Below are 13,815 nucleotides of genomic sequence, written 5' to 3' on the forward strand. Positions count from 1 at the left end.
TTTAGCTCTTTTTCTGCTGTTTTTTCTTCAGCGCAGCACCCATTCCGAGGGCAGATAGAGAACCCAGGATGGTTAAAGGTTCGGGAACAGGTTCAACTTCAATAGAACGGAGGAAGTAGTCATCGTTATTATCTGCGACAGTAAATCCTAAAACAGAACCTGTTCTGTCAGCTAGCGCAAATGAGGTAAAATCGAAGGTTCCAGTACCGGGAATATCAGCACTAACTAACTGATTTCCATCAACCAGGAGTCGGAAGTCATCGTTAAAGCCAACTCGCGAAAAGGTTGCAGAAACCAAACTAATTTGCTTGTTGAACTCTAATTGGAGAGTTTCGTTAAACCCTAACCCATCAACCTGAAAACTGTCACCAAAACCTCCAAAAACTCCCAAACCATTAGGCCCTCGCGAAACCTGACGGTTGCCATTTGTGGCAAATCCCGTAGCTGTGAGATCGATACCGCCTTCAGAGAAAGACAGAGAGTTATCTAAGTCAAATCCTCCAAAGTTGAAAGTAACAGCTTCGGCTGCTTGTCCTCCGGCGAGAGTAACAACAGTGGCACCCGTTGCCGCCATCAGAGCTTTTTTCAGAAAATTTACAGTTGTCATCTAAGACATTTCTCCAAAAATTGAGTGTGAGCATAGAGACACCCAGATGTTTTTTGTTTCAAAAAATACTTTTGAGTCTGGTACTGAAATGCAATAACCAAATTGATGTTCACTTCAGTCGCCTCAATTTACAGCGTTTTTAAAAATATTCAGGAATCAACCCCCTGTTTTTTACATTTCTAGGGGATTTGTGAAGATACTCAAGGGTTCAGCTTTAAAAAACCCCCCCTTTTGTAAAGATTAAGTTGATCCCCAAAAAATAATCGCCTCAATTCCGAGAGAATCAAAGCGATCGCGTGTTAAAACTATTCTAGAAGCGATGAGATTTAATCTTGGTTCTGGTCTTGGGAACGATGCTTTTTGAGAAGCGCCCCCATTCCTAATGCAACTAACGAACCTAAAATCGTCATCGGTTCAGGAACAGATTGAATTTCCACATTGTCCACCAACAAACCCGAGGGGAAGAAATCATTACTATCATCCACATCTACAACCCCAATTCCTAATAGATAGGTTCCTCCTTGAGTGAAGGTGTAGGAAAAGGTTTTGTATCCGGTTTCTGTATTAAAGATGGTGTTCGACGGATTGGCTAAACTAGAAGTATCGGCAATTTTTAGAACTGTACTTCCAATGGAGACAAACGCCAAGTCATTGAACGTTTGCTCATTATTATCAAATACAGTTTCATTGGAGAGGAAATTCCAAGAAAACCTGAGAGTCTCTCCCGCTCGAACGGTGAGCGTTTGTTTGAGCGCTGAACCTTCAACAACCTTGGCTGACAATAGAGTATCTAGATTCCCTAGAGATAAATCGAGGAAAGATTCCAAATCGGGATCTGTAACCGAGCCGTATTTACTTGTAATTAAGGCTTGAAACTCCCCTTCAGTCGAAGTTACACCATAAGTATTTGTGACAATGCGAGTGTCACCAATGGACATCCATTCAGTAGAGAAATCACCCGTCTCAAAACCACCGTTGAGGACGATAGCTTGAGCCGAATTCTCCAATCCAAACAGGGCTGCAAAACTAATTAAACTAGCAACACCTGCGGTTAGAGTTGAGTGGTAGATAGAAGCGATGGGATTGAACATGAAATTAATTTCTCCAGGAGTTGAATCCAAACTTTGGAGCTGTTGTCAAAAGCAATTGCTTATTGGGTGACTCAGAAAGAGGGGGATAGGATTAAATTCAACAGATGAATGGGAGTTTGTTGAGAAAATCCTTACTCTGTTATTACGAGTAGAGATTCAATCCAGCACTCAAATCATTCTGGTTCATTTTACAGAATGTGAGAATTTTCTCAGGAAAAATTTGAGCGATTTTACGTAATCTTATTACTTTATTGGTAAAATAATAAACTGGCTTTAAATAACCTCCTCTTAATCCAAAGTTGAGTCAAAATTTAACTCAGATCAGAGCAATTTGTCTTCCTCTGATCGACAGATACCAAACCCAGAATCAATCTTTACTCCCCGATCTAACTTAGCATCAGTTACTATAATAGTAAAACAGCGAATTTATGAAGTGGTTTCAGCGCACACAATCACCCGACCATTGGATTATCTGGGCTGGCTCAATTCTGCTTCTATTTCTGATCAGCATTATTCCAGTCCAACTGGCGATCGCTCACTCTCAAGCCCCCCAACCCCAAGCCATTCTCACCCTGGGGGGAGGATCAAATCGAGAACTGTTTACCGCTCAATTCGCCCAAGATCACCCCGACTTAGACATTTGGGTGTCATCTGGAATTCCCCGTGAACCTGCGATGGATATTTTTCGCGCCGCAGGAGTCCCGGATCGTCGGGTTCACCTCGATTATCTCGCGGTGGATACGGTAACAAATTTTACCTCAATGGTCGATGAGTTCAAACAACGGAATATCCAACATATTTACTTAATTACCTCAGATTTTCATCTCCCTCGCTCCCAAGCGATCGCCACGATTGTACTCGGAAGTCAAGGAATCACCTTTACCCCAGTTGCCGTTCCAACTCCAGAAAAAGAAGAATCCTCCTTGCGGATCTGGCGGGATATGGGACGTTCTATTCTGTGGGTGATCACAGGGCGAACCGGAGCAAGTCTTAACCCTAGAGTAGCAATGACTCATGCGTTTAAACCAATACACGACTGGAACCTACACTCCCGGCGCTCCCCTATTCCAACAACTTCTGTGGTTCTTTCTCGGCGACCCCCTCGTTCGTAGCCGACTACTCCCATTTTCAGGCTTGAAAGTCTTAATTTTGCGTCGATTTGGTGCCAAAATTGGTCAAGGCGTGCGGATCAAGCCCGGAGTTCGCATCAAATTTCCCTGGCGTTTAACCGTTGGGGATCATGTTTGGATTGGTGAAAATGCCTGGATTGATAATTTAGCCCTCGTTACGATTGAAAGTCACGTTTGTCTGTCTCAGGATATTTATCTGTGTACGGGAAACCATGATTGGAGTGATCCCCATTTTCAACTAATCACCGCCGAAATTTACATTGAACAGAGGAGTTGGATAGCAGCCCGAGCCATTATTGGGCCAGGAGTCCGAGTCGGTCAGGGTGCAATTTTAGGGCTAGGAAGTGTAACCGGACATTCTCTCGCAGCGATGACCATTTATGCTGGAAATCCCGCTCAACTGATTAAAAAACGAACCATTCGAGAAGCTATTCCAGAAATGATTCAAAACACTTCCGAATCTCTCACCCCCGATTCCAAATTCTCTGTTGCTGAGTAATCCGGATATGAAATGACAATTTGGTATAGAGGAATGGAAATCGCGCAACCTTGACACTCTTCATTTCCCCACACTATGGTATTTTTTTATCCTTATGGGGTTGCCTTCATTCTTTCTATCCTTATTGTTCTCTTAAGTACACCGCTTGTTCGATCAATCGGTCTAAATACTGGATATTTTGATCATCCTGGAGAACGAAAAATTCACGACAAGCCGATTGTTCGTTTGGGTGGAATTGCAATCTGTTTGGCAACCCTAAGTAGCTGTTTAATTGTTGGATTATTTGATGATTTCACCTGTTTACCTCCCGTCAAAATCTTAGAATTTTGGGGAGTCATTGTCGGAGGATTCTTATTTTTTCTGATTGGATTAACCGATGATTTATCGGATTTATCTCCCTTTACCCGATTAGGACTACAATTCGGCGTTGCTAGTTTAGTCTGGATTGTTGGAGTGAGGATTGAATTCCTACCCATTCCCGGATTCGGATTAATCCCTTTAGGTCTTTTGAGTTTACCAATTACCATTATTTGGTTAGCCGGAGTTGTCAATGCGATTAACTGGATGGATGGTTTAGACGGACTAGCAGCAGGAATATCGGGAATTTCAGCTTGTATCATGTTGGTGATTTGTTTGTCCATCAATCAACCCGCAGCCGCTTTAATTGCTGTGACTTTAGCCACTGCAACTCTAGGATTTCTCCGCTATAACTTTAGCCCCGCTCAAATTTTTATGGGAGATGGAGGGTCTTATTTTATCGGATTTACACTCGCGAGTTTGGCTGTCATTGGATTGATGAAAACCTCTGATTTTAGTCTAGTTATTCTTCCCTTTCTGATTTTATTTGTTCCTATTTTAGATATGTTAGTTGTGATTATCGCTCGAATTTCCGATGGTAAATCCCCTTTTTATGCGGATCGAAGTCATTTGCATCACCGACTGCTCAATCGAGGTTTATCCCAACGATTAACTGTTCTATATATCTATACATTGACGTTATGGGTGGGATGTTTAGCTCTGGCAATTATTGGGATTCCAGGTGGGATATTTTATGGACTCGGAGCAACCGGATTACTCATTTATATGAGTCGAAATTTGGGGGAGAATAAACAGCTCAATTCAGTTGATTAATCATTGTTTAGACTTTGCTTGCATTCAATAAAGTTGATGATATTATGATTACGGAGATCTAAAAAATTATCCTTTATAGACACCACAAACCCAATAAGTGGGATGATAGAGGATTTTTTTTGTGTTCACAAAATGGACTGTCTTTTTACAAAAGCTTTACATAAAATCAGGTTAACTTTACAAAAACCCCTGTAACTTATTTGATCAAAGAGACTACTATTAATGGGAGTCAAAACAACTGCTTAGGCTTAGTAGTTAAACTGAGTGGATGTAGCAAAGTTCTAAGCATTGTAAAGATTGATGAAATAGCTATTTCCCCAGGGCTTTCTATCTTTCCTTAAATTTGTATTGATTACTTGCTGAACCTCAAGCAATAGATGAAGTCAGATTACTTAATCTTCTATTGCTAAAGTTTTTAGTTTAATCTTTCTATGGAGTCATTTAAAAAAATAATTGACTTCCTCTATCTTTGAACTGAATTAAATATTATCTCTTTTCAGTAAACTCTTTACTATAAGTCAATCATAAATATTATTAGTCTATCTCTCGATAGATATTTTCAGGATTAACTTAAAACCAAGTTTAATATTAAAAATTGTTATCAAATATACTGTTTTAAGTATAAAAAACCGCTCAAAAGTATATTCTATTTTTTCATAAAAAAGACATTAAAATCTTTTCATAAAACCTTCGTAAATTCCGGATATTTGTTTCAATTTTTGTAAGAAGGGTTAACAATTGATTGCATCCAATTTAGCTAAATCTATCTAAGCTTTTAGTTATGATCAACGAATCTACAATGTCTAAGATACATCTGGGAAAAGTAAAAACTGCATCCGTTGACAAGCAGAAAACCTCAGAAAAATCTACTAATTTTCACAGTTTTCAAGCCAGTCAACTTGCAATTATTACTCAATTTTATCCTCCAGACTATGCCGCAACAGGACAACTGATTGCAGAACTAGCCACTCAACTCCAAAGCTTAGGAATGCGGGTAAAAATCTTTACAGGACAGCCTGGATATGCCTTTCAAAATAGCAAAGCTCCTCAAAAAGAAATCGATAAAGGAGTACATATTCAGCGAACCCGAACCACTCAGATTTGGTCAAAAAGAATTAGAGGTAAAGCTCTAAATGGATTATTTTTTTGCTTTAGATCAGGTCTACACTTGCTCAGAAGTGTTAACCGCTCAGAGGTTTTATTGCTGACAACAGCACCACCATACCTAACCATTTTGGGTTATTTAGCCCATCTCTGTTTTGGTCAGCATTACGCTTGTTTATTGTATGATTTGTATCCAGATGTCGCTGTAGAACTTGGCTTAATTTCACCCAAAAACCCACTCGTTAAATTTTGGGATTGGATGAACGGTAAAGTTTGGAAAAGAGCCGACTCAATTATTGTACTCAGCTCAACCATGAAAGATAGAATCATAGCTAAATGTCCTCAGATTGAGCCTAAAATCAGTGTGATTCAAAACTGGGCTGATTCTAAGTTTATTAAACCCCTGAATAAAACCGAAAATTGGTTTGTCCGGGAATTCAACCTACTGGAAAAATTTACCGTATTATATTCCGGTAATATGGGTCGATGTCATGACATGGACACCATTATAGAAGCTGCTGTCGAATTACAAAATGAACCGATTCAATTTGTCTTCATTGGTGGCGGAGCAAAGCGAGAGACTTGCATGAAGAAAGTACAAGAATTAAGATTAGATAACTGCGTGTTCTTACCCTATCAAGACAAAGCCGTATTACCCTATTCTCTAACTGCTTGTGATCTTTCCTTAGTCAGTGTCAGTGAAGGAATGGAAGGAATTGTCGCCCCCAGTAAATTTTATGGAGTCTTAGCCGCAGGACGTCCGGTTGCTGTTGTTTGTGAATCCCATTCCTATTTACGTCAACTGCTTGAAGAAGCAAAATGTGGCGCTGCATTTGATAATAGAGATGGAACTCAACTCGCTCAGTTTATTCGTTTACTAGCATCTGACCCTCAATTAGCAACTCAAATGGGTGATGCTGGTCGTCAATATTTAGAAGCGAAGTTAACTCCTGAAATTATTGCTCAACACTATTTTACCACCTTGTCAAAGGTGAAAGTTTAAAATTGATCGATTCACTTTCAACATGGTTTTCCTCTATTGGGTATTCAGTTTGTACAAACTTCATGCTGAATACCGTTTTAATTTGATTGCTACAATCAGAAAATGATTTCAGGAGTGATTTAGATATGATCAAATTCAAGAGGTTTTAAATGGTGTGACCGCAATTTAATTTTAATGACTCAATCCCACAAATCTCAATTTTTTCTCGGTTGTGCAGTTTGGGCTTATAAAGACTGGATTGGTGATTTTTATCCACCGGGAAGTCGCTCAACAGATTTCTTAAAACTTTACATAGTAAACGACGGAAACCGAATGTTCCTGTTCAATTTAAAACAACAACATCCTTTAGTTTAGTTCGATTTATTTCTCATCCTAAATTGGCAATCAATGTTCCTTTTTTGCAAGAATGGGTGACTCAAATTAAACAATGGCTTTCTCAAGGAACTCGGGTTTATTTTTTCATGCACTGTCCGAGGGAAGAAAAATCACCTTCTCATGCACATCAGTTTCAAAAAATGCTTGAACAGTCTAGAGTTTGTGTCCCTACTCTACCGTGGGATCAACTCGATCAGAATCCAATTCAGTTAAGTTTATGGTAAATTCCAAGTCTGAATTTATTGAGCAAAAAAGATTCATCAAACAACCCATCCTTTTTAAATGACTAATTGAGACGAGCCATTGTTAAAATTCAGTTTCAAGATGTAGTCACTTCAGCTAATTAACAAAATTAGATTAATCTCAGATACCAAGTTATACTCTCTTTCAACTCCGAATGAAGGGACATAATTTGTCATTAAAACTCCACTTTAATCGTTTTAAATTTGATGATAAAACGCCCTCATTCTCCTCTATTTCAGTTCGTTAGTGTCGTGATATTGCCAAAAAAATTAAGTTAAATAAGCAAGATCATCTACTAAAGCCTGAGCTGCATCTTGTAAAAGTTCAACATCTGATGGCGACCAAGAACGAGAACTCTCACAATGATGAGCAATCAACAATCCCCATAACTGCTGGTGATTCAACAAAACAGGTACGGCTAAATTTGCTCTCACTTCTATACTCCGCAAAAAATCTTTATGACAATCCTGAATCGGTTCTACTTCTATATCTGAAATCGCTCGTGTTCGACCCGCAAGATATAACGCGGCATATTCGTCATTAAAACATTCATCTCCTCCTATTGAACCATAAATTGACCATTTGGGATGACTTAAAGCCTCAAATGTGACTTGTCCTTCCCATTGGCGATAAAAATAATACAGTACAACCCGATTGACTTGTAGCTTCTTGAGAAGACAATTCAATGTTTCTTGTACGGCAAAATCTCGTTGACCATTGGCTTTCAAACGTTTATTAAACTTTTTCAACTGAGGATCACTTGAAGGAGACAAAACTCTATTCGGGTTATTATCGGAGTTGAATTTTTGATTTGACATTATTGTAAAATATGAGATCAAGTTGTTCTAATCTAAGTTTACAGAAGTTCGCAATGTTTGACCCCAATCTTAAACAAAGCTTTAATTTTTCCGAAAACATAGAGCGAGTGACCGATCTATACACTCCGAGACAGCGAGAATACAACAGTATACCCGATAAAAAACACATCCCCTCAAAAAGAAGATGCGTCTGACGGAATTCAATAATCAAGTTCAATTCATACCTTTATTTGAGGTAGCGCTCAACTTTAGATTTACTCAAAAGGTGCAGGTACAACAAACAAAGTAATATTTTCTTTCTTGACAATATGAACAATAGTTCCGGGTCTGACTGTGGTATTCGTTACACATCGAGCATTCCACCAAGTTCCACGAAATTTGACTCGACCTTGACGATAAGGTTGAATTTCTTCAGAGACAATACCTTCTCCTATAATTGTAATCGGTTGAGAATCACAAGGCGTTGTGTGGATTTTATTACGAAAAAACATTGTTCGATCTCCCTTGAATAAATCTAAAATCAGCCTATAGAGGAAACCTTCGGTACTTATTCAGCTTGTAAGGTCTCACAAAATTTGTACGGTAGTTCTTATCTGGCGCGAATAGCTTTCTACTTAACTATCACTTTACCCTGGTTATTTTATGGAAGAAATTCAAGTTGTTTAAGTTCCGAAAGTGGAACCTCCTAACCTGACCGCAGAGATCACTGTGACTTCCCGATGGTAATCTAGCTGAGGTCTGCTTGAAAAATCCTAGTGGATAATACTCCATAGGAATTGAAAGCACTGTCCTCTATAGAATCTCTAATAGCATTGGATCAACAACGATGAGAGCAAATCCGGAATAAATTGAATTTAAGTTCTCTCTTAAGATGATTTCTGGTATCTCGATATACAGTATGAACCTAAAAAGATCATTGAATTCAAGTTCTCAAAACCAGTGATTTTAAGGACAGATCACGTTTCGTCCACTCCGGTGCAATCTATTCTCGCTTTCGGGTTCATTATCTTTTGAAGAATATGCCTGCTCAATCTATTTTGTTTTATAAACCTTATGACGTTTTATGCCAATTTACCGATAACGATCCGACCACTTCCCCCCGGAAAACCCTCAAAGATTTTATCTCAATTCCTGGGGTGTATCCCGTCGGACGATTAGACCGCGATAGTGAAGGATTATTGCTGCTTACCAATCAAGGCAAAATTCAACATCGTTTGAGTCATCGCAAATTTAATCACCCTCGAACTTACTGGGTTCAGGTGGAACACATACCGGATGAAACCGCCTTGAATGCTTTGCGCGCGGGTGTGCAGATCAAAGACTATCAAACTCGAAGCGCTCAAGTGCAATTACTTCCCACAGAACCCGCTTTACCTCCTCGTGATCCGCCGATTCGTTTTCGCAAAACTGTTCCCACCGCTTGGCTAGAAATCACCCTTACCGAAGGTCGCAATCGTCAAATACGTCGGATGACCGCAGCCGTGGGATTCCCAACTTTGAGGTTAGTTCGAGTGGCGATCGCTGATTTTCGTTTAGACGGATTAAAACCGGGTCAATGGCGAGACTTAACTCAAATTGAAGTGCATAATTTGTATAAGTTAACTGGTTTTTCCCCTCCGAAAAAATAACAAATCATAGCTTAAGGAATACCCGCTTGTTGAAAAAGTTGTTCGGGGATCAGTTCTAACCCTTCAAAACTGGAGTTAATAATCGGGGAAGTTCCTCGTTTGATTTCTGGAGGTACATCTATGATCATAAAATGAGAAATCATTAAACTAGAGTCAAACCAGTGAACTTTCAATCCGTCATTGCCACTTTACATCAATTTTGGAGCGATCGCGGGTGTTTAATCGCCCAACCCTACGACACCGAAAAAGGGGCGGGAACCATGAGTCCTCATACCTTTCTGCGGGCGATCGGCCCTGAACCCTGGTCTGTCGCCTACATCGAACCCTGTCGCCGTCCCACCGATGGACGTTATGGCGAAAATCCAAACCGTTTTCAACATTATTTTCAATACCAAGTCTTGATTAAACCTTCTCCTGATAACATTCAAGAGGTTTATCTCGACTCCCTGCGATCGCTGGGAATTCAACCCGAAGATCATGATGTGCGGTTTGTCGAAGATAACTGGGAATCTCCCACTTTAGGCGCCTGGGGAGTCGGTTGGGAAGTCTGGTTAGATGGAATGGAAATTACCCAATTCACCTATTTTCAACAATGTGGCGGAATAGATTGTCGTCCCGTTTCTATTGAAATTACCTACGGACTGGAACGACTGGCAATGTATCTTCAAGATGTCGATGCCATGACGAAAATTGCCTGGACAGATACGATTAATTATGGGGATATTTATCTTCAGGGAGAAGTCGAACATTGCACCTACAATTTTGAAGCCTCGAACCCTGAATTACTGTTTACTCTCTTTAGCTTGTATGAACAAGAAGCCGAACAATTAATCGACAAAGGATTAGTTTTGCCGAGTTTAGATTATGTATTGAAATGTTCTCACAGCTTTAACCTCTTGGATGCTCGGGGTGTGATTGCTGTGACTGAACGCACTCGTTATATCGGCAGAATTCGCAACTTAGCTCGACGAGTGGCTGGGCGGTATTTAGAACAACGAGAAACTTTAGGATTTCCTTTGCAAAAGTCTGTTTAATTTACACAATAAAAATAGAGTTTAGGGCGCGAATTGGGCGCCCCTTGTTTTTAGCCCTGAATTTGATCTCATTCTCAAAATTAAGTTCTAAGCTCGATGACTAGATACCAAACGAATTAAAGATAATGTTGCCGCATCTGTAATCAACTCTTGCAACATTTTACCCATTTTTTCAGGTGGCCAATGCCATTGGCTATCAGTCTTTTTCCCCATTGGTGGAAGAAACTTGAGAACGTAAGCGATCGCCTGGTTTTTATCAATAGATTGGGTAATCTCGCCCGGAAGGGTTCTCAGTTGAAGTTCAACTTCTTGAGCAACCCAGGATTCGAGAGTTTGGCACTCTGGTAGAATAGATTCGGTAAACACTTCACTCATCAGACTGGTATGGGGTTGAGATGAACTGACATTCATCAATGTACATAGGGCGCAGATGAACTAGCATCTGTCAAAAGTACATATGGCTTAAATTTTGACGCTTATGCAATTTTGATCGCCAGATAGCAAAAAAGACCTCTATCGTTAGAAGTAAGTTCCCCCCATCACAGTCATAAATATTACTCAATTCTCAATCCAATTTAGGTGTCTGGAGTTTCTGTAGAATGACTCTCTAGGGTGACATCTTCATAGAGATCAACCAAGGACACGGTTAAATTCAAACTGTCTAAGATTTTGTAGTCGTTGAATTTGTCGCCTCGTTCAAAAGCTTCGGTCTCAGGAGAGTTACTATAGAAAGAGTTCCCTGACCGTTTCAATACAACTTCACCCGATAGAGAGTCCTATTATCGTTGTTTGTTCTCTTTTCTCTTTTAAGATCACTTATTTACCATCACCGAGATAGGACTGTTCAGATAATCACTTTATTCAAGAATAATAGAAGTGACAACAGGAAAAACGATGAATATCAAACAAATTTTACCGTTAGGATTTGGAGTTATTCTTTTAATTGTGAGTATTAACAGCTTAATTACGCTGAATAGTACCTCCACTTTAAAAGAGTCTTCCGAGTGGGTTGCCCATACCTATCAAGTGCAATCAATGTTAAGAGGTTTAGAAAAAAGTTTAGTTGATGCTGAAACCGGACAACGAGGTTTTATTATTACAGGACAGGATGAATTTCTCGACCCCTATAATCATACTGAACAGAATTTAGATGATGACTTTGATCAATTAAGTGACAAAATATCAGATAATCCTGAACAACTCGAAAGACTTACTAAAGTTGAAGAACTAGCAAACAACAAACTCACCGAACTACAACAAACGATTAATTTAAAGAAAGCCGGACAAGATGACATGGTTTTGGATATTATGCTGTCAGCTCAAGGCAAACAAATCATGGATGAAATTCGGATACAAATAGCAGAGATGATCGCAGTCGAAAGTGATCTTCTCAGCCAAAGACAAGAACGGACTCAACTCGATTATCAATTAGTTAATTTAGGAGCTTGGATTGGATTAATCACTGTTTTTCTAGTCGGCATTCTCGTATTATTTTTGATCAATAGACTCGCGATTCAACCGATTAATACTGTTGCGAATACAATTGCAATTTCGGCTCATGAGATTGCCACAGCCATTGAACAACAAGAACGCACGGCTTCAGGACAAGCGGCTTCGGTTAATACAACCACGACAACAATGGATGAATTAGAAGCATCTTCACGTCAATCTGCCTCACAAGCAGATGCGGCATCTGAGAAGGCACAGCTTGCACTCCAAGCAGCAGAAAATGGAAATAATACCGTTTCCCAAACATTAGAAGGTATGAACCAATTAACGCAAAGAGTTAAAGAAATTGCGGATCAAATTACTAGATTAAGTGAACAAACCAGTCAAATTGGTAATATTTCTCTAATTGTTAGTGATCTGGCTAGTCAAACCAATATGTTAGCACTCAATGCTGCGGTAGAAGCAGTTAGAGCAGGAGAACAGGGTCGAGGTTTTTCGATTGTTGCTTCAGAAATTCAAAAATTAGCAGATAAAAGTAAAAAATCAACTGAAGAAATTAATACTTTGGTTGATGAGATTCAAAATTCAATTCGTTCTACAGTTATAGCAGCAGAGGAAGGTAAAAAAACAGTAAACTGGAGTATGAGCATGACCCAAAACACAACTCAAGCCTTTGTTGGTATTACTAATACGATTAATACAGTTGTGATGTACAATCAACAAATTTCTCTCAATGTTCAACAGGAAGTCCTCGCCATTCAACAAGTCGTAGAAGCAATGGAGAGTATTAATCAAGGAGCAAAAGAAACTGCACTGGGTATTCGTCAAACTCGAATCGGAACTGAAAATTTAAAGCAAGTCGCCGAGCAACTTAAAACGATTGTTTAAGTCTAAAATTCATCGCCATCAAGCCCCCATTCCTGAATACTGTCGCAGCCCTTTTCGCCATAACCAACGGTTTAATACAAACATAACTATACCCCAACCCAACATTACCATTAACCCTCGCCCAATATTGGTTGGTAGTCCCACTAACACTGAAGCGGGAAAATTGACTAAGTAAGGAAACGGTGTCCACAGAACAATTTCTCGCAAGGTTGGGGGGAACATTTCTAAAGGAGCAATCACTCCAGATAGGAACAAATAAGGTAAAAACCATAGTTCTTCTAAGGCGGATGCTCGTTCAGTCCAAAATGCAGCTAAGGCTAAGGTATATTGAATTAAAAATCGTAAGCAAAAAGCAACTAAAAGAATTAAAAGAAAGATTAAAGTGGTACTCAAACTCGGTAGCCAAAAAGCTTGGGGATAGAGGGTAAAAAATAGCAATACCAGTCCGATAATAAAGGGAAATCGGGCAAATCGTTCGGCGATATGCGAGAAAAAATGATGCCAAACGGGATCAATGGGTTGAAGTAATCGCGGCGAGAGTTTCCCTTGAATGACTTCTCGCTCAAATTCCCAAATCACCCAAACGACGTTAGATTGTCGAACTAAAAAAGCGGCAAGAAAATAACGTGCAAACTGAACTGGTTCTAGGGCAAGTTCCTGAGATTGAGCAGCTTTTACCCAAATTCCCATAACAATAAAAGGTAATGAACCGGATAATACCCATAAAAAAAGTTCAGCCCGATACTCTAACATATAGGCATAATAAGTCGTGAGTAAAGTTTTGGCAGTTTTCCACATTTTAAAACTAATATTGA

The 13,815-nt window shown here is 39.5% G+C and carries 16 protein-coding genes; 9 read left to right on the plus strand and 7 right to left on the minus strand.

What is annotated here, in order from left to right; genetic code table 11:
* Nucleotide 1: 1 nt before the first annotated feature.
* Together L8106_RS03530 and L8106_RS03535 are read right to left on the minus strand one after the other, a co-directional pair.
* Nucleotides 2-607 carry a PEP-CTERM sorting domain-containing protein gene (locus L8106_RS03530; RefSeq protein WP_009782818.1) on the minus strand — a complete coding sequence of 202 codons (606 nt, stop codon included), beginning with the start codon at nucleotides 605-607 and terminating at the stop codon, nucleotides 2-4.
* A gap of 326 nt (nucleotides 608-933) precedes the next feature.
* Nucleotides 934-1,698, minus strand: a complete 765-nt coding sequence (locus tag L8106_RS03535; RefSeq protein WP_009782819.1) for a PEP-CTERM sorting domain-containing protein — start codon at nucleotides 1,696-1,698, stop codon at nucleotides 934-936.
* A 428-nt stretch (nucleotides 1,699-2,126) separates the two neighbouring features.
* Here L8106_RS03535 and L8106_RS03540 point away from each other — a divergent pair, with 428 nt between their 5' ends.
* From L8106_RS03540 to L8106_RS31250, 6 genes are all read left to right on the plus strand, one after another.
* Nucleotides 2,127-2,810, plus strand: coding sequence for a YdcF family protein (locus L8106_RS03540; protein ID WP_009782820.1), 684 nt, complete (start codon nucleotides 2,127-2,129; stop codon nucleotides 2,808-2,810).
* Nucleotides 2,713-3,327: a WcaF family extracellular polysaccharide biosynthesis acetyltransferase gene (locus L8106_RS03545; RefSeq protein WP_050779066.1), complete on the plus strand. Its 615-nt coding sequence runs from the start codon at nucleotides 2,713-2,715 to the stop codon at nucleotides 3,325-3,327. The genes L8106_RS03540 and L8106_RS03545 overlap by 98 nt, the downstream gene beginning before the upstream one ends.
* A 75-nt stretch (nucleotides 3,328-3,402) precedes the next feature.
* The gene (locus L8106_RS03550) at nucleotides 3,403-4,458 is read left to right on the plus strand and encodes a glycosyltransferase family 4 protein (protein WP_009782822.1); all 1,056 of its coding nucleotides are present in this window, start codon (nucleotides 3,403-3,405) and stop codon (nucleotides 4,456-4,458) included.
* Nucleotides 4,459-5,257: 799 nt separating this feature from the next.
* Nucleotides 5,258-6,565, plus strand: a complete 1,308-nt coding sequence (locus tag L8106_RS03555) for a glycosyltransferase family 4 protein (RefSeq protein WP_009782823.1) — start codon at nucleotides 5,258-5,260, stop codon at nucleotides 6,563-6,565.
* A gap of 174 nt (nucleotides 6,566-6,739) precedes the next feature.
* Nucleotides 6,740-6,919, plus strand: a complete 180-nt coding sequence (locus tag L8106_RS31945) for a hypothetical protein (RefSeq protein ID WP_009782824.1) — start codon at nucleotides 6,740-6,742, stop codon at nucleotides 6,917-6,919.
* An 8-nt stretch (nucleotides 6,920-6,927) separates the two neighbouring features.
* Nucleotides 6,928-7,164, plus strand: a complete 237-nt coding sequence (locus L8106_RS31250; RefSeq protein WP_232228425.1) for a DUF72 domain-containing protein — start codon at nucleotides 6,928-6,930, stop codon at nucleotides 7,162-7,164.
* A gap of 288 nt (nucleotides 7,165-7,452) precedes the next feature.
* On the opposite strand, the gene L8106_RS03565 is transcribed toward L8106_RS31250, so the two are convergent.
* Together L8106_RS03565 and L8106_RS03570 are read right to left on the minus strand one after the other, a co-directional pair.
* Complete coding sequence (locus L8106_RS03565) at nucleotides 7,453-8,001, minus strand: GAF domain-containing protein (protein WP_009782826.1); 549 nt, start codon at nucleotides 7,999-8,001, stop codon at nucleotides 7,453-7,455.
* A 254-nt stretch (nucleotides 8,002-8,255) separates the two neighbouring features.
* On the minus strand, nucleotides 8,256-8,492 hold the full coding sequence (locus tag L8106_RS03570) for an NfeD family protein (protein WP_009782827.1): 237 nt from the start codon (nucleotides 8,490-8,492) through the stop codon (nucleotides 8,256-8,258).
* A 528-nt stretch (nucleotides 8,493-9,020) separates the two neighbouring features.
* Here L8106_RS03570 and L8106_RS03575 point away from each other — a divergent pair.
* On the plus strand, nucleotides 9,021-9,629 hold the full coding sequence (locus L8106_RS03575; protein WP_009782828.1) for a pseudouridine synthase: 609 nt from the start codon (nucleotides 9,021-9,023) through the stop codon (nucleotides 9,627-9,629).
* Between the two features lie 11 nt (nucleotides 9,630-9,640).
* On the opposite strand, the gene L8106_RS34155 is transcribed toward L8106_RS03575, so the two are convergent.
* A complete protein-coding gene (locus L8106_RS34155; protein WP_255348874.1) occupies nucleotides 9,641-9,772 on the minus strand; it encodes a hypothetical protein in 132 nt (43 codons plus the stop codon).
* Between the two features lie 18 nt (nucleotides 9,773-9,790).
* Here L8106_RS34155 and glyQ point away from each other — a divergent pair, with 18 nt between their 5' ends.
* Nucleotides 9,791-10,663, plus strand: a complete 873-nt coding sequence (glyQ, locus tag L8106_RS03580; protein ID WP_009782830.1) for a glycine--tRNA ligase subunit alpha — start codon at nucleotides 9,791-9,793, stop codon at nucleotides 10,661-10,663.
* Between the two features lie 87 nt (nucleotides 10,664-10,750).
* Here glyQ and L8106_RS03585 read toward each other — a convergent pair whose 3' ends face one another.
* Nucleotides 10,751-11,074 (minus strand): hypothetical protein, encoded by a 324-nt coding sequence (locus L8106_RS03585; RefSeq protein WP_009782831.1) that lies wholly within the window; start codon nucleotides 11,072-11,074, stop codon nucleotides 10,751-10,753.
* 483 nt (nucleotides 11,075-11,557) lie between these two features.
* Here L8106_RS03585 and L8106_RS03590 point away from each other — a divergent pair, with 483 nt between their 5' ends.
* Nucleotides 11,558-13,000 (plus strand): CHASE3 domain-containing protein, encoded by a 1,443-nt coding sequence (locus L8106_RS03590; RefSeq protein ID WP_009782833.1) that lies wholly within the window; start codon nucleotides 11,558-11,560, stop codon nucleotides 12,998-13,000.
* Between the two features lie 18 nt (nucleotides 13,001-13,018).
* On the opposite strand, the gene L8106_RS03595 is transcribed toward L8106_RS03590, so the two are convergent.
* Complete coding sequence (locus tag L8106_RS03595) at nucleotides 13,019-13,798, minus strand: ABC-2 family transporter protein (protein WP_009782834.1); 780 nt, start codon at nucleotides 13,796-13,798, stop codon at nucleotides 13,019-13,021.
* Nucleotides 13,799-13,815: the final 17 nt, after the last annotated feature.

The organism is Lyngbya sp. PCC 8106, from assembly GCF_000169095.1.
Taxonomy (GTDB): domain Bacteria; phylum Cyanobacteriota; class Cyanobacteriia; order Cyanobacteriales; family Microcoleaceae; genus Capilliphycus.